The organism is Microvirga sp. 3-52 (assembly GCF_018383585.1).
Taxonomy (GTDB): domain Bacteria; phylum Pseudomonadota; class Alphaproteobacteria; order Rhizobiales; family Beijerinckiaceae; genus Microvirga.
The window spans coordinates 442-13,722 of the sequence record NZ_JAHAMK010000004.1 but is presented as its reverse complement, the minus strand read 5'-3'; the positions used below and the strand labels follow the sequence as shown (position 1 = coordinate 13,722).

At 59.9% G+C, this 13,281-nt stretch carries 19 protein-coding genes and 1 pseudogene; 11 read left to right on the top strand and 9 right to left on the bottom strand.

The window, feature by feature from the left end:
* Nucleotides 1-299: 299 nt before the first annotated feature.
* The 5 genes from KHP60_RS04505 to KHP60_RS04485 all read right to left on the bottom strand — a co-directional run bounded on the left by KHP60_RS04505 (nucleotide 300) and on the right by KHP60_RS04485 (nucleotide 2,165).
* The gene (locus tag KHP60_RS04505) at nucleotides 300-623 is read right to left on the bottom strand and encodes a hypothetical protein (RefSeq protein WP_213562385.1); all 324 of its coding nucleotides are present in this window, start codon (nucleotides 621-623) and stop codon (nucleotides 300-302) included.
* A 113-nt stretch (nucleotides 624-736) separates the two neighbouring features.
* Entirely contained in the window at nucleotides 737-1,189 is a 453-nt protein-coding gene (locus tag KHP60_RS04500; RefSeq protein WP_213562384.1) for a hypothetical protein, read from the bottom strand.
* Nucleotides 1,190-1,253: 64 nt separating this feature from the next.
* Nucleotides 1,254-1,658, bottom strand: coding sequence for a hypothetical protein (locus KHP60_RS04495; RefSeq protein ID WP_213562383.1), 405 nt, complete (start codon nucleotides 1,656-1,658; stop codon nucleotides 1,254-1,256).
* Between the two features lie 4 nt (nucleotides 1,659-1,662).
* Nucleotides 1,663-1,935: a hypothetical protein gene (locus KHP60_RS04490; RefSeq protein ID WP_213562382.1), complete on the bottom strand. Its 273-nt coding sequence runs from the start codon at nucleotides 1,933-1,935 to the stop codon at nucleotides 1,663-1,665.
* The gene (locus KHP60_RS04485) at nucleotides 1,932-2,165 is read right to left on the bottom strand and encodes a helix-turn-helix transcriptional regulator (protein WP_213562596.1); all 234 of its coding nucleotides are present in this window, start codon (nucleotides 2,163-2,165) and stop codon (nucleotides 1,932-1,934) included. Before KHP60_RS04485 ends, KHP60_RS04490 begins: the two co-directional genes overlap by 4 nt.
* A 143-nt stretch (nucleotides 2,166-2,308) precedes the next feature.
* On the opposite strand from KHP60_RS04485, the gene KHP60_RS04480 reads away from it, so the two are divergent.
* Nucleotides 2,309-2,716 carry a hypothetical protein gene (locus KHP60_RS04480; RefSeq protein WP_213562381.1) on the top strand — a complete coding sequence of 136 codons (408 nt, stop codon included), beginning with the start codon at nucleotides 2,309-2,311 and terminating at the stop codon, nucleotides 2,714-2,716.
* A gap of 50 nt (nucleotides 2,717-2,766) precedes the next feature.
* On the opposite strand, the gene KHP60_RS04475 is transcribed toward KHP60_RS04480, so the two are convergent.
* Nucleotides 2,767-3,108, bottom strand: coding sequence for a hypothetical protein (locus tag KHP60_RS04475; RefSeq protein ID WP_213562380.1), 342 nt, complete (start codon nucleotides 3,106-3,108; stop codon nucleotides 2,767-2,769).
* Nucleotides 3,109-3,266: 158 nt separating this feature from the next.
* Between KHP60_RS04475 and KHP60_RS25025 the strand changes: the two genes are divergently transcribed.
* From KHP60_RS25025 to KHP60_RS04435, 9 genes are all read left to right on the top strand, one after another.
* Complete coding sequence (locus KHP60_RS25025; protein WP_249688512.1) at nucleotides 3,267-3,389, top strand: ribbon-helix-helix protein, CopG family; 123 nt, start codon at nucleotides 3,267-3,269, stop codon at nucleotides 3,387-3,389.
* 271 nt (nucleotides 3,390-3,660) lie between these two features.
* Entirely contained in the window at nucleotides 3,661-4,830 is a 1,170-nt protein-coding gene (locus KHP60_RS04470) for a site-specific integrase (protein WP_213562379.1), read from the top strand.
* A 193-nt stretch (nucleotides 4,831-5,023) separates the two neighbouring features.
* Nucleotides 5,024-6,229 (top strand): site-specific integrase, encoded by a 1,206-nt coding sequence (locus tag KHP60_RS04465; protein ID WP_213562378.1) that lies wholly within the window; start codon nucleotides 5,024-5,026, stop codon nucleotides 6,227-6,229.
* Nucleotides 6,229-6,843: a hypothetical protein gene (locus KHP60_RS04460; RefSeq protein ID WP_213562377.1), complete on the top strand. Its 615-nt coding sequence runs from the start codon at nucleotides 6,229-6,231 to the stop codon at nucleotides 6,841-6,843. The genes KHP60_RS04465 and KHP60_RS04460 overlap by 1 nt, the downstream gene beginning before the upstream one ends.
* A gap of 97 nt (nucleotides 6,844-6,940) precedes the next feature.
* Complete coding sequence (locus KHP60_RS04455; RefSeq protein ID WP_213562376.1) at nucleotides 6,941-7,150, top strand: AlpA family transcriptional regulator; 210 nt, start codon at nucleotides 6,941-6,943, stop codon at nucleotides 7,148-7,150.
* Nucleotides 7,151-7,211: 61 nt separating this feature from the next.
* Nucleotides 7,212-7,559, top strand: coding sequence for a hypothetical protein (locus KHP60_RS04450; protein ID WP_249688510.1), 348 nt, complete (start codon nucleotides 7,212-7,214; stop codon nucleotides 7,557-7,559).
* Nucleotides 7,549-7,812: a PC4/YdbC family ssDNA-binding protein gene (locus tag KHP60_RS04445; RefSeq protein ID WP_213562375.1), complete on the top strand. Its 264-nt coding sequence runs from the start codon at nucleotides 7,549-7,551 to the stop codon at nucleotides 7,810-7,812. The genes KHP60_RS04450 and KHP60_RS04445 overlap by 11 nt, the downstream gene beginning before the upstream one ends.
* Nucleotides 7,809-8,051, top strand: coding sequence for a hypothetical protein (locus KHP60_RS04440; protein WP_213562374.1), 243 nt, complete (start codon nucleotides 7,809-7,811; stop codon nucleotides 8,049-8,051). The genes KHP60_RS04445 and KHP60_RS04440 overlap by 4 nt, the downstream gene beginning before the upstream one ends.
* Nucleotides 8,038-9,462, top strand: coding sequence for a phage/plasmid primase, P4 family (locus tag KHP60_RS04435; RefSeq protein ID WP_213562373.1), 1,425 nt, complete (start codon nucleotides 8,038-8,040; stop codon nucleotides 9,460-9,462). The genes KHP60_RS04440 and KHP60_RS04435 overlap by 14 nt, the downstream gene beginning before the upstream one ends.
* Before the next feature lie 456 nt (nucleotides 9,463-9,918).
* Here KHP60_RS04435 and KHP60_RS04430 read toward each other — a convergent pair whose 3' ends face one another.
* Together KHP60_RS04430 and KHP60_RS04425 are read right to left on the bottom strand one after the other, a co-directional pair.
* Nucleotides 9,919-10,311: a DUF2513 domain-containing protein gene (locus KHP60_RS04430; protein WP_213562372.1), complete on the bottom strand. Its 393-nt coding sequence runs from the start codon at nucleotides 10,309-10,311 to the stop codon at nucleotides 9,919-9,921.
* Between the two features lie 171 nt (nucleotides 10,312-10,482).
* Nucleotides 10,483-10,722: a hypothetical protein gene (locus KHP60_RS04425; RefSeq protein ID WP_213562371.1), complete on the bottom strand. Its 240-nt coding sequence runs from the start codon at nucleotides 10,720-10,722 to the stop codon at nucleotides 10,483-10,485.
* Between the two features lie 555 nt (nucleotides 10,723-11,277).
* Between KHP60_RS04425 and KHP60_RS25015 the strand changes: the two genes are divergently transcribed.
* On the top strand, nucleotides 11,278-11,508 hold the full coding sequence (locus KHP60_RS25015; protein ID WP_249688509.1) for a DUF6429 family protein: 231 nt from the start codon (nucleotides 11,278-11,280) through the stop codon (nucleotides 11,506-11,508).
* A 159-nt stretch (nucleotides 11,509-11,667) separates the two neighbouring features.
* Here the strand turns inward: KHP60_RS25015 and tnpC are convergent.
* Nucleotides 11,668-13,278: pseudogene (gene tnpC, locus KHP60_RS04420) on the bottom strand (IS66 family transposase); the annotation flags it as partial.
* Nucleotides 13,279-13,281: the final 3 nt, after the last annotated feature.

Below are 13,281 nucleotides of genomic sequence, written 5' to 3'. Positions count from 1 at the left end.
TATCTCGTAGCACCTTTAAGAGAGCTGTCGCAGCCGAGATGCAGTTAAGTGAAGCTGTGGCAATAATGTTTTTGGATCACAACAAGTATATATCGTCGCGTAAGCGGTATGTTGAACTGACGGCACTGGGCTTGCAGGGGCCACCGAATGCAAGACAGATCTTCCAAAGGATCAACGATGCAGAAAGTGTCTGCATACAACTAATCAGTGACAACGGTGGCCCGTTGGCGGGGCTGCCAAGCGCAATTGACTACTATCGGAAGTCATCGAAATAAGGCCGAGATCAGCTCGCAAGCCCGTCAATGTGCTGTAGGGCCGCCACGGTCGTTTTCGGGGGCCTTCAATCCAAGGTGACTGGCGACGCTATCTAGGCTGCCCTCAACGTAAATTCGGGCAACCTGCTGAACCTCTCTGATGAGATGGTCGGGTAGGTCCCGGTCAACGTTATTGGCGCTCTGCAGAGCAGCGCCGCTCAGAGCATAGAACACGTTCTGCCGGTGCTCGTTAGGGATACCGGCGAGAACCTTGCTGATCACACTGGCGAGAACGTACGCCATGTGCGTCGCGGTGAGCTCGACGACCTGAGCTGATACCGGGATGCCTGGTTCTTCCTGATCCGCCATAAACTGCTCCGATAGGTGACTGGTTTCCCTATCGTGAAGCGGCCGGGATCGACTCACAAGGCTGCCCGGCCTTTTATTAAGACGAGGTCGGGCAGCCCCTCTATTAGTATCTTCTAGCGCCGCAGTGCGTTTTGGAAGAGATCGTTGAGTTCATGATCCAGTTCGTCAAAGCACCGAGTTGCGCTGTCGATCTTCTCGATAGTCCAAGGATCAAACCGCCCTTCTTTCTTACGGCTAAGCATCTGCTCCCCCCCGTCGGCCGTGAAGGGATGAGCGTGCAGAAGATCTTGCCTTAGTTCCACGGCATTCCAGAACAGGTTACTGCCCCTTTTTAGGCGCTGAAGAACCTCGTCTGGCACATTGCCTTCGGCAGCATCAACGGCTTCTTTGAATGCACGTCCGATCTTCCCACCCGTCATTCTGTGAACATCGACCTCAAAGAACGTGCCAGTTAATCTCTCCACGAGCCAGATGACCTGCCATTCCAAGTAGCAGTAACTGTAAACCGCCTGACCTAGCGCCTGAATGTACTCTGGGTCGGATGGAACAGGGGATTGGTAGCGCATTGAGACTTCCTCATGAGATCAGCTCGCAAGGCTGCCCGGCCTTTTCATGTGCGGACAGGCGCGCTCATCGGAGCCCAAGATTTCTTAGATACCATTCCTTGAATTCATCCATCTTAGGCGACCAGCTGTCTAGCTTAGACAGCGCTCTTGCAATCATGAAAGAAGCGTCACGAGCGCCAAACTCCCAAGTGTCGGGAAGTTCTAATGTTGGATGCTTCAACCAATCCCGCTCAAGATTAAGGATAGAATTCCAATCTTTCTTATTGAAATGTTCTTTAGCTTTTGGGTGGTCGATCATCACCGAGTATAGATCTTCACCTTTTTGATGCGAGAGCATTCCTTCGGCTGCGCCAGCTAATGTTATCGCAATGTCAAAGTGACCTTGCTCGAACGCAATTATGGCAGCCTCAGCCTGCCGGCGGGCTGCATCGGCTTTCGAGAGAGTAAGCGGAGGATTCGAAACGTTCATGGCCCTAACGAACGCCGTAGCCGAAGAAGCGAAGCCACTCCACAAGGGCCACGGCAACTGCGGTTAGGACCCCAATAACGGCGATGGCTTGCTGGAAGGTATTGAGGGTAATCGTACGGGCGACCTCAAGGCGCTTGCCCGCCCAATAGAGGTTTCCTTCGTCATCGACTCCGAGTTGGTCGACGCCTTCCATCGATATGCCTTTCACCCCTTTAGGCCAGCCAGGCCTGTCCTCTCTCGTGCGAGAGTGTGGGTACAGGTTGTCGAATTCACTCACGATTTAGGATCCTTCTTAAGCCTTACGCCTGCTCCCCCTCCATTCTCAGGAATGAACTCGACACCAGCTGCCTCAAGGGTCGCTTGAATTGCATCGATCGTCCGCGGCTTGAGATCCTCGCCGCGCTCGAGCCGAGCGATAGTGTCGGGTGAAACCTTGGCGGCTTCGGCCAATTCTCGGACGCCAAGCCCGAGAGCAACTCTCGCCATCTTGCACTGGACTGGAAGCATTTTCAGAACCACGTTACGATTTTTATTGACAGGATCATCAGACGCCATCATCGTAACCACGTTCTGATTTCAGAACAAGGAAAAACGGCCACGCTAGGTGCTGTCACGCCTAGCGCAGCCTAACTATCGACACGAGGTAGATCATGTCTCAAGCTACGCATAGCCATACCACACGCCGCTCGATCCTTGCAGGCCTCGCCGCTGCAATCCCCACTGGCTTCGCTGCGGCAAGTGCCGCAGCATCGCCGGGAGCAGACAGCCGCCTAATCGATCTCGGCCAGCAGCGCCTGGCTCTCAAGAAGTCCCTGGCAGCCCTTCCGGCTGATTTCACCGATGAGCATCTCGACAGCCTCACCCGCCAGCTTTGGGCGGTTGAGGATGACATCGTGCAAACCGAAGCCCGCTCCTGGGCCGGACTCCTCGTGAAGCTGGATGCGGGTCAGGAAGAGATTGAGGCCCAGCTGTCCGGCTCGGGTGCCTCAGAGCCGGCCTTCGCTGATCTTTGTGAGACAATCCGCAGGCTGGCGCGGATTGGGTCTGCGCAAGCGTGAGACGGCTAGGTTGGCTTGGTCTAGGCTCTCAAGTCAGAGCTGGGATAGGTCTATCCCAGCTTTTTAGACGCCTCTAGCTCACTGTGTAGCTTAGTGAGTCTGTTGCTAGATTTCTCGAGTACGTCAGCTGTTCCTGCTATTGCGGTTGCGAACTTTTCCAGCGTTTCCTGCTGAATTTTGCCGGTATCCACATACTCGTTGAGTGCCTTGGACGCCTCGGCAAGCGCATGGATCGTTTCAAACGATGATAGGCCCATGGAAACTAGAACACGGATTGTGGCGCCACGTGTTCGAATACGGCTCTTGAAGCCGAAGTCGTCGATCGCCTCGACTTCCTTGGGGCTCATGAGCAGGTGAACCCGCTCAGTTTTTTTCTCTTTCTCGTCAGCCATAACCGCCTCATCCCCAGATATGCACAATATGCGCATGTTTTTCGTTGACGGACAAGAGCCTCTGACCCATCCTTGCAAATATGCGCATATTGCACATGGAGTCGGAGCCTATGAGCGAGAGCAGATCAGAGAGAAAAACCGAAAGGGTCCCGGTTTTGATGTCGCCAAGCGACGTGAAGAAGATCGACGAGGTGCGCTTCGCCACTCGGGCGACCAGCAGAGCGGAGGTGATCCGCAGGCTGATCCAGAAGGGTATCGAAGCCGTCTCCCTCGCGAGCTAGCCCATGCCCAGACGGTCGCCACACACTGCCAAGCCGTTGTACGAGGGCCATCCTACCCCCGTCTCATATGCTCGGTTCGATGCTAGGCCCCGCCGCGGCTTGAGGCGCGATGATGCTGCCCACTATGTCGGAGTTAGCGCTAGCAAGTTTGACACGCTTGTTGCTGACGGTCGGATGCCAGCACCGTTCCCGATCGATGGATGTGTCATGTGGGATATTCGAAAGCTAGACGCTGCCTTCGATCTTCTCTCTGATCCGCAGGAGGCCGCCAATGGCCGCGAGATCGAGCTCTGACATGCCCCGCAAATATCCCCGATATTGCACTGAAGACGAGGACCGTCACGGAAACCTCCGGATCTATTTCCGGCGCCCCGGACAGAAGAAGATCCGTCTGAAGGGCATTCCTTGGTCCGAATCTTTTATGGAGGCGTACAGGCTCGCCCTAGAAGGAAAGACCGAGGCTAACGCAGCAGCCAAGAGGTCAAAGGCGAAGCAAGGTAGCTTCCGAGGGGTAGCCGAAGAATATTTCGGCTCTGCATTTTTCTTTGATCGGTGCCCATCTCCTCGAACCCGTCAGGTTCGACGCCGTGAGTTGGAGGCATTGTACGAGAAGGCTGGCGATGAACCGATAACGAGCATCACTAAAAGGGTTGTGCTCAAGGCGATGGATCGGCGGAAAGACAAGCCTGAGGCCGCAAACACTTTTCTAAAAGCTCTGCGCGGACTCTTTGCATTTGCTCTCGACCGTGAATACGTCACCGTGGATCCCACTACTGATGTGGCGAAACTGCAGAGCCGAAATCCTGAGGGCTGGCATACTTGGTCTGTCGATGAGGTGCGCCAGTATGAGCAGCGGCACCCGATCGGGACCAAGGGCCGCCTTGCCATGGCGCTGCTGCTCTACACCGGCGCGCGGCGCTCTGATGTCGTTCAGCTTGGGCGACAGCATGTGCGCGATGGCTGGCTTAAATTCCGCGTCTACAAAAACCACCTCCGGAAGCATACCGAGGTCGAGATCCCTGTGCTCCCTGAACTGCAGCAGATCATCGACGCCACTCCGGAAAAGGGCGATCTGACGTTTCTGATCTCAGACCATGGCCGGCATTGGTCGAGCGGTGACAGCTTCGGCAACCGGTTCCGGGATTGGTGCAATGAAGCAGGTCTGCCGCATTGCTCCCCGCATGGTTTGCGCAAGGCGGGCGCGACGATAGCTGCCGAGAACGGAGCGACCGAGCGCCAGCTCATGGCGATCTACGGGTGGTCAGATCCGAAAATGGCCGCGCACTACACCAAAAAGGCAAATCCGAAGCGGCTCACTAAGGATGCCATGCATCTGATCGTGCCGCATCAAACCGAGAACGAGACTGTCCCACTTTCGGGCTCGGTGGATAATGGTGGGACAAAGACCCCGAAAAAAGCGAGGAAAAACAATGCGATCTAAAGGCTATGGTGCCCCTGGCCGGGATCGAACCAGCACTCCTTGCGGAACTCGATTTTGAGTTTGGTGCGTCTCGTTGCCTCTGATGCGCTTTATTCTTCCTTAGCACGACGTTTCCTCATGTTGTCCTGCGTTTGCCTTTCGGTGCCGACATGGTGCCGACACGGAGGCGGGAAACGGCCCCCTGGAGGGTGCGATGCCGAGGATTACGAAGCGCCTTGTCGATGGGCTCAAGCCAGAGGATGCCGGACGGATCGTCCGCGACGATGAGCTGACCGGCTTCGCTGTCCGGCTGAATGCGGACAGTTCGAAAACCTACCTCGTGGAATACCGGGCCGGGCGGGGGAGGGGCTTTCCGACCCGCCGGATCTCGATAGGCCGCCATGGCTCTCTGACGCCCGATCAGGCCAGAGGCGAGGCGAAGAAAATCCTGGCCCGTGTCGCCCATGGTGAAGATCCGGCGGCTGCCCGGACAGCTCGCAAGAAGGAGCCCACGGTCAAAGACATTCTGCTCACGGCGCTGGAGCAGCATTGGAAGCCCAAGCGCAAGGCCAGCACGGCCAAGGCATTCGAGGAGATGATCAATCGGACGCTCATCCCCGAGTTCGGAGCAACGCGCCTGTCCGACCTCACGAGGGCGCAGATCCGAGGCTGGCATGCCAAGCAGACGCATCGGCCACGGCAGGCCAATCTCGACCTCGCCATCCTGCGCAAGGCGCTTCAGCTCGCGGTCGCGGATGAGCTGATCGCCGACAACCCAGCGCGGGGGATCACGCCGCATCCCAAGAAATCCCGTGATCGGGTGCCCACTGACGACGAGCTGAGAGCCGTGTGGAGAGCCATCGACGAAGCGCCGATCCGGCCCAATGCCCGCCTCCTGTTCAAACTTCTCCCGCTGACCGGGTGCCGCCGGGGCGAGTGGCTGACGGCCAAATGGTCCGATGTCGATCTGGACGCCGCCGTGCTCCGCCTGCGCGCAGAGAATGCCAAGGCGGGCGCTCGCACGGTGCCCCTGCCTGGGCCTGTCGTGGCGCTTCTGCGCTCAGCCTCCAGGCCGGGCGGGTGGGTCATCGCCAATGACGAGGGTAATGGCCCGCTCACCGCGTCCAACATCCGCGACGCCTGGGCCGCCGTGTGCAGGGCCGCGAAGGTCGGCGATTTACATCTTCATGATCTGCGTCATGCCTTTGCCACCCGAGGGGCATCGCTCGGGGCGAACGCGCTCATTCTGCGCGATGCGCTCGGGCACAAGACGCTGGCCATGACCGGACGCTACGTCTCGCGGCAGACCAATCCCGTGCGCGAACTATCGGAGCGTATTGCGGGCTCCATCCTGTCATTGGCGGGGGCTCCGCTCATCAAGCCTGACGAACAGGATGTGCTGCTGAAACGAGGTGAGTGATGGCGCGGGGCAAGAAGAAATACGATCCGAAACTGCCGGAAGTGCTGCGGTCGCCCATCGAGTACACCGTGATGCAGCTCATTGCCGCAGTCACTGAGGCAGATGACAAAGGTCGCAACTTCGTCGACGAAGTTGCGATGGAGGCCCGCCAGCAAATCTTGGAGCAGGGCAGGGCACGCTACCGCGCCCTGTTCGAATACTACAGCCTATCGCCCTCCGACCCCGACGCCAAGGACATGCTCATCCTGATGATGGGCCGGGACCTTTTCCCGGCGGGTTTCCGCCGTACCGTCAAGGGCAGGAAGCCGGGCGTGAAAGAGACCTGCTGGACGGTAGGCGCGCGGCTGGAGCTTTTGGATACGGTGGAGACGCTACGAGATAAAGGGATGAAGATCAACGCCGCCGCAAAGTACATCGCCGACAACAACCTGCTTCCCAGTGGCGTTTCCGCTAATCAGCACCCGGACTGCATCAAAACGCGTTACCACGAAGCGCAAAACATGGTGGAGCGCATCGTCGCCAAGGCTCTCACCCCGGCAGAGGAGCTTGAATTTCTTGCCTTCTCCTATGGAGCTAAACGCCCGGCCACGGACGAGAGTGAAAGTACAGATTAGACACGTACTAATCTGTATTATCAAAGCGGTGATTATTGGTTCATTTGCATAACCGTCCCCAGGGTTTCCGGGCATTTCCTCATCAAGGAAGACGGTTATGGACCATCACGAATACGTCGATACGCGCAAGCTGGCCGAGATTACCGACATCAGCGCCAGCACCTGGAATAAACGCCGCCTGACCGGCGACACGCCACCCTTCACCAAGATTGGCAAATCGGTCCGCTACCACATCCCGACTGTAAGGGCGTGGATGAACGAGCGCGTGCGCTGCTCGACTTCCGACAGCACCGCGACCGCCGCCTGATCCCCTCACGAGAAAGCCCCACCGAGGTACCAACTCGGACCGGGCCAGGAAGATGTTTACAATGACCATTCATATCACCTCCACCGCGCAGCGCAAACCCGCGCACAACCAGCCGGTTGTTGCGATGATGTTTCTCCACGAGGGACAGGAGATCCAGATCATCGGGCGCGAGGCCTGGATGCTGGATCTCCTCAAGACGCGCGGCGACAAAGGCGTCACGACAATTGAGGTCCCCGGTGCCCGCATGTCGCATTACGTGATGAAGCTGCGGCGCAAGGGTCTCGACATCGAGACTGCAGACGAGCGTCACTCAGGCCCGTTTGCTGGCAGTCACGGGCGATACGTCTTGCGCCCGTCCATCACGGTCCTGAAGCTGCTTCGGGCCGGGGAGGCACACCATGCGGAATGAGCTTCCCGTCACCCTGGCCGAGTGGCCCCGCAACAGCCGTGAGACGCTGCGCGTACGGCTCGACAGCTTCAACGGCCAGACCATCATCGACTGCCGCTCGTGGTGGTCTGATGCGAATGGCGAGCTGCGGCCCGGCAAGAGCGGCCTGACGCTTGCGGTGCGGCATCTGCCTGACCTCCCCGATGCGCTCGCCAACGCACTCGTCCACGCCCGCAGCACGGGTCTCCTGATGGACCGGAAGGGGAGGTCATGAACTCGGACCAGATATCGCACGGCACGCCCGATGTCTTTCGCGAGGCCATTCACGAGATGGCCGGGATGGTCTCCCTCCAGGTCAAGCTGGCGATGACATACGCCGAACTCGGCGACGACACCGGCCTCGAATACGCCATCCGCCATTGGGTTGCGTATACGCGCAGTGCCCTCGCCACGATGGCTGACCTCAAGGCTATGAAAGCGCACAAGGGAGGCCACAAACATGGCCCTCGATAACGATCCCTTCGCGGCGGAAATGGCCGCTCTTGGCCCGGTGGAAGTCGAACCTGCCCAGCCGCGCCAACGTCGCAAGGCACCAAAGCCCCGAACCGACATCATCACGGAAGACTCGGCGGCTTGCGCGTTCGCGGACATCTACCGCGACCGGCTGCGCTACTGCCATGATACCGGTGCGTGGTACGATTGGACCGGCTCGGTCTGGCGTCTGAACCGCACCGACTTGGCGTTCCAATGGGCGCGAGAACTGGCCCGTCGGCTGAGCCTGAGCGAGCCCGACAGGGTTCGCTACGTCACCAGCAAGACGAGCTTCGCGAGCGGCGTAGAGAAGTTCGCTCGATCCGATCCCACCTTCGCCGTCACCATGGAAGCGTGGGATGGAGACCCCTACCTACTTGGCAGCCCTGGCGGAACGGTGGACCTGCGCACCGGCAGGCTCAGGCCGAGCGAAGCCAGAGAGGGCCTCACGCGCTCGACGGCCGTTGCTCCGGCAGAGCGTGCCGATTGCCCTCTCTGGCTTCTGTTCCTTGATGAAGCCACAGGCGGAGACGCTGACCTGATCCGGTTTCTCCAGCAATGGAGCGGCTATGCCCTGACGGGCGCAACACGAGCACAGGCTCTCGTGTTCATCTATGGCCCCGGCGGGAACGGCAAGTCCGTCTTTCTCAATGTCCTAACCGAAATCCTGGCTGCCTATGCGGCGACGGCCGCCATGGACACCTTCACCACGTCGAAAAGCGACAAGCACCCGACAGACCTTGCAATGCTTTGTGGAGCGCGGCTCGTGACCGCCTCCGAGACGGAAGAAGGCCGGGCTTGGGCGGAGGCCAGGATCAAACAGATGACGGGCGGAGACAGGATCACCGCTCGGTTCATGCGGCAGGACTTTTTCACCTTCACCCCGCAGTTCAAGCTGACCATCGTGGGTAACCACAGGCCGGTCCTCCAGAACGTCGACGATGCAGCGCGCCGACGCTTCAATATCGTGCCCTTCACCCGCAAGCCCGAGCAGCCCGATCCTCAGTTGGAGGAGAAGCTGAGAGCCGAATACCCGGCCATTCTGCGTTGGATGATTGAGGGCTGCCTAGACTGGCAGAGAAAGGGGCTGACGCGCCCGGCGAGCGTGGTTGCTGCAACCGATGACTACTTCGGCGAGCAGGACCTCTTCGGGCAATGGCTGCAAGACGCATGCGAGGTCGAGCCCGACAACTCTTACAAGGCCGAGAGCAGCACCATCCTGTTCCAGTCCTGGCGAGGCTATGCTGAGCGGGCAGGCGAAGAGGCGGGCAGCCAGAGAGCGTTCGCCGACAACCTGAAGCGCCGAGGGTTTGAGCATTACAGATCGTACGCTGGACGAGGCTTCAAAGGCATTCGGCTGAAGCCTGCCCAGAGGACCGACCATGACGCATGACGCTTGATGCAGCATTTTTCCGTTAATCGCCCTACGGGCGCACACACGTATAGGCACTTATGCCGAAACAAGCGTCATAAAGCGTCATGCGTCATGGTTTGTATTCCTTTGCTGCGATCCGTCCAGGCTGCTGAGCATGCGCCATGAGGGCTCGGCCATCGTCGCGATGCGGGCAAGCGTCGGGCAAGTGGCAAGGCTCACCGTGGAGGAGCCTCACGAAGGTTGCATCCCGTTCGCCGACTATCGACCATCCCTCTGCAGCCGATGGGCTCAGGAAATGGCGGGCATCGCGCCCAGGACGGCCAAAGTGCCCTCCGCCGGTACGTGTAGCCGGGAGCTTGGAAATCGCGCCTGGGAGGCTTCCTGCGGCTTGCGTTTAAACGCTACCCTTAGCAGCCCGACGGGCGGCGTCATGCCGAGGGTTATGGCATGAAGGGAAGAAGAGAGGGTTGAGGCCTAGCCTGGATCGAAACCGAGCACCTCTTTTGCTTTCAGCTTCAAATAGGCTGTGCCAAGATCCTTCAGCAGACCGATTGACCAACTGCCGGCAGTGGAGGCACCTTCCTTTGTTTTCCTCCAGATCTCGGGATCGCGAATGCTGTCGATGAACTCGTGGCCATTCCAAGTTAGTTGTCGAATGTACCAACCTCCGACCGTGCTGATTCCTTGTTTCTTGTTCGCGTCGATGAGGCCGGCTTCGATAAGTAACTTCAGATGAAAATCAATGTCCAACTGCTCGATGCCCTGGAGACGCTCAGCGGCCATAAGATCGGCAATATAGACGACCGGCTTCTCGGATTCCTCGATTTCGAGCAGTAGGTTCCTAATAAGATCCATATCGCGCTTCATAGGCCGGTCTCGCTCATGCTTACGTCCTTCTCTGGGACACTTATGGCCCGGAAAGCGGAGCCATTGGAAGGGCCTGTTCAGCCATTCAAATGACCGCATCGCACTCCTGGCAGCAGTTGCCGGAATACCCCCATCTATCCTCTCCCTGTCCGGGAGAGCGGAGCGCGGGTCTTAAATCTGGCGCGGTGCGCCAGGGCGCAGATCGAGCGCCTCGACCGTCTCTCTGCGAATAGTCGCGATCCGTGAGCCTGCGGGAGGGCGGGCCTCCCAGAAGCTTATCGCTTTCGCTTGGCTGGCAATGTTCGAGGGTTCAGGCGACGTCAGCTTCACGATCTGGCCGAACACGAGCCCGATCACCAGGCCCAGGATGATGATTATGGGCAAATCACGCCATGCGCGTCCTGTAATCATTAACAGTCTCATGGGTCGACCGGTCAGGGAGCTTTAATGCCGTCAATGAGCCTGTGTTGATGACGGTCATAGGTCAGTGCCTGGGCTGTCTTGGAGGGGTTATTTCCGGGAACGGAAGCAGCCGAACGCGACCATCGTGTCGGTGGTCTCATCCTATCTCGACCGTTCGTCGGCTCTCTTGGCGCTGGCACCTGCCCGCCGATCAATCTCGACGGCAACGGCTGACCAGAACTGAAAGCCCTGTTCGCTTCCCTGAGAGCGGCAATAAAAGGCTTGCTGCCGGGCGCGAGCGTAGGCTGCCCGGCCCTCATAGGCGATCAGGCATACAGCCTCGTACTCCACTGCCGTGAGGCCGTCTGTACGCATCCGCCGAGGACCGCGGAATTTCGGCCGCGGCGTGGTAAAGTGGCCGCATGGAGATCGACCACGATAAGATTGACGAGGCTGTCCTCGCCCTAATGTGGCTGACGCTGCACGATGGGTGCCGGGCCTGGAAGAGTTTTGACTGGGGCGCAACAGACCGGCTCTACCNCCGCGGCGTGGTAAAGTGGCCGCATGGAGATCGACCACGATAAGATTGACGAGGCTGTCCTCGCCCTAATGTGGCTGACGCTGCACGATGGGTGCCGGGCCTGGAAGAGTTTTGACTGGGGCGCAACAGACCGGCTCTACCAGAAGGGTTTCATCTGCGATCCGGCCAACAAGGCCAAATCCGTCGTCCTCACCGATGAGGGACTGCAGAAAGCCGAAGAGCTGTTCAAGGTGCTGTTTACGCGAAAGCCCTGAGCCCCAAGCGGCCGCCTGCTCATCCCGCAGGACTTTCCAATTCCAAGGTAGGAGTTCCTCAAGGCGCTTGGCTGGATGCTCCGGCAGCCGCGCCAGCACGTCAGCCNAGCCGAAGAGCTGTTCAAGGTGCTGTTTACGCGAAAGCCCTGAGCCCCAAGCGGCCGCCTGCTCATCCCGCAGGACTTTCCAATTCCAAGGTAGGAGTTCCTCAAGGCGCTTGGCTGGATGCTCCGGCAGCCGCGCCAGCACGTCAGCCAGCCAAGCGCGCGGGTCGACCTCGTTGAGCTTGCAGGTCTCGACCAACGTGTACAGGGCTGCCGCCCGATGGCCACCCACATCCGAGCCGGCGAAGGTCCAGTTCCGGCGCCCGACGGCAATGCCGCGGATCGCCCGCTCGGCGGCATTGTTCGACAGGCAGACCCGCCCGTCGTCGAGGAAGAGCGCGAACGAAGACCAACGCCGCAGCATGTAATTGATGGCTTTGGCGGTCTCACTCTTGGGCGACAACCGTCCCCGTTGCGCCCGCAACCAGCTCTCCAGATCATCCACCAGAGGCTTGGATTGAGCCACACCGACAGAGCGTCGCTCGTCAGGCGGCCGGCCGTTGATCGCGCGCTCGATCGCAAACAGCGCATCGATGCGCTTGACCGCCTCGATCGCGATCGGCCCCTTCTTCAACTCAGCCAGTTCAAAGAATTGGCGCCGCGCATGCGCCCAACACGCTGCCTCAGTCGCCGGGCCGGTCGCACGACCCGGTTCATACAGTTGTCCGAAGCCGGAATAGGCATCCGCCTGCAGGATCCCGCTGTAGCTCTTCAGGAAAGACTGCGGGTGCTCACCCTTGCGATCGGCCGAGTAGAAGTAGACCGCAGCCGGCGGATCAGCCCCGGCGAAGGGCCGATCATCCCGCACCACGGTCTAGAGCCGGCCGGTCTTGGTCTTGCCCTTGGCCAGCACCGGCATCGGCGTGTCGTCAGCGTGCAGCCGCTCGGCTTTGAGGGCATGCTCGGTGATCAGCGCGCTCACCGGCTGGGTCGCTACCGCGACCGCACCGATCCAGTCGCACAGGGTCGAGACGTCCAGATCGACATCTTCCTGGGCAAACACCGTGCTCTGGCGGGTCAGCGGCAGATGTAGGCCGAACTTGCCGACCGTGATCTCGGCCAGCAGGTGGGGACCGGCGCGGCCCCGCGGAATGGCATGGAACGGGGCGGGTGTCTCGGTGATCGTCTCGCACGCCGCGCAGCTGAACTTCTCGCGCACCGTCTGCAGCACGACCCAACGCGCCGGGATGCGCTCGAGGGTCTCAGTCACCACCTCACCGAGCTTGCGCAAGCCGCCGCCACAGCAGGCGCACGCCGTCGGGGCAGGAAGGACGACGCGCCGACGCGGCAGGTGTCCGGGCAAGGGCCTGCGGGCGGGCTTGGCCCGCTTCAACTCTTCGACCGTCCACTGGGGCGCCTCCGGCGCCGCGGCGGCATCCTTCGCCTCGGCCTCGGCGTCCATGTGGGCGGCGCTCTCCTCCAGATCCTCCAGGGCGAGCACCAGTTGTTCGAGACGGGCACTGCGTTCCGACGAGGTGCCGAAGTGCTGGCGGCGCAACTTGGCGATCTGCAGCTTAAGCCGTTCGATCTCCAACTCCAGGGCATAACGGGCGGCGTGAGCTTGCGTGACTTCAAGCCGGGCGACTTCCAACGCAGCGCGAGCGATCTCCAGATCCCCCGCGCGGGCTTCGGCCGCCAGACGGGCGGCGCGCTCGGCGCGGATCATCGC

What these genes read in the sequence shown, in the direction of transcription:
- KHP60_RS04505 (WP_213562385.1), bottom strand. Translation starts at nt 623, where the DNA reads ATGGCGGATCAGGAAGAACCAGGCATCCCGGTATCAGCTCAGGTCGTC.
- KHP60_RS04500 (WP_213562384.1), bottom strand. Translation starts at nt 1,189, where the DNA reads ATGCGCTACCAATCCCCTGTTCCATCCGACCCAGAGTACATTCAGGCG.
- KHP60_RS04495 (WP_213562383.1), bottom strand. Translation starts at nt 1,658, where the DNA reads ATGAACGTTTCGAATCCTCCGCTTACTCTCTCGAAAGCCGATGCAGCC.
- KHP60_RS04485 (WP_213562596.1), bottom strand. Translation starts at nt 2,165, where the DNA reads ATGCTTCCAGTCCAGTGCAAGATGGCGAGAGTTGCTCTCGGGCTTGGC.
- KHP60_RS04480 (WP_213562381.1), top strand. Translation starts at nt 2,309, where the DNA reads ATGTCTCAAGCTACGCATAGCCATACCACACGCCGCTCGATCCTTGCA.
- KHP60_RS04475 (WP_213562380.1), bottom strand. Translation starts at nt 3,108, where the DNA reads ATGGCTGACGAGAAAGAGAAAAAAACTGAGCGGGTTCACCTGCTCATG.
- KHP60_RS25025 (WP_249688512.1), top strand. Translation starts at nt 3,267, where the DNA reads ATGTCGCCAAGCGACGTGAAGAAGATCGACGAGGTGCGCTTCGCCACT.
- KHP60_RS04470 (WP_213562379.1), top strand. Translation starts at nt 3,661, where the DNA reads ATGGCCGCGAGATCGAGCTCTGACATGCCCCGCAAATATCCCCGATAT.
- KHP60_RS04465 (WP_213562378.1), top strand. Translation starts at nt 5,024, where the DNA reads ATGCCGAGGATTACGAAGCGCCTTGTCGATGGGCTCAAGCCAGAGGAT.
- KHP60_RS04460 (WP_213562377.1), top strand. Translation starts at nt 6,229, where the DNA reads ATGGCGCGGGGCAAGAAGAAATACGATCCGAAACTGCCGGAAGTGCTG.
- KHP60_RS04455 (WP_213562376.1), top strand. Translation starts at nt 6,941, where the DNA reads ATGGACCATCACGAATACGTCGATACGCGCAAGCTGGCCGAGATTACC.
- KHP60_RS04450 (WP_249688510.1), top strand. Translation starts at nt 7,212, where the DNA reads ATGACCATTCATATCACCTCCACCGCGCAGCGCAAACCCGCGCACAAC.
- KHP60_RS04445 (WP_213562375.1), top strand. Translation starts at nt 7,549, where the DNA reads ATGCGGAATGAGCTTCCCGTCACCCTGGCCGAGTGGCCCCGCAACAGC.
- KHP60_RS04440 (WP_213562374.1), top strand. Translation starts at nt 7,809, where the DNA reads ATGAACTCGGACCAGATATCGCACGGCACGCCCGATGTCTTTCGCGAG.
- KHP60_RS04435 (WP_213562373.1), top strand. Translation starts at nt 8,038, where the DNA reads ATGGCCCTCGATAACGATCCCTTCGCGGCGGAAATGGCCGCTCTTGGC.
- KHP60_RS04430 (WP_213562372.1), bottom strand. Translation starts at nt 10,311, where the DNA reads ATGAAGCGCGATATGGATCTTATTAGGAACCTACTGCTCGAAATCGAG.
- KHP60_RS04425 (WP_213562371.1), bottom strand. Translation starts at nt 10,722, where the DNA reads ATGATTACAGGACGCGCATGGCGTGATTTGCCCATAATCATCATCCTG.
- KHP60_RS25015 (WP_249688509.1), top strand. Translation starts at nt 11,278, where the DNA reads ATGGAGATCGACCACGATAAGATTGACGAGGCTGTCCTCGCCCTAATG.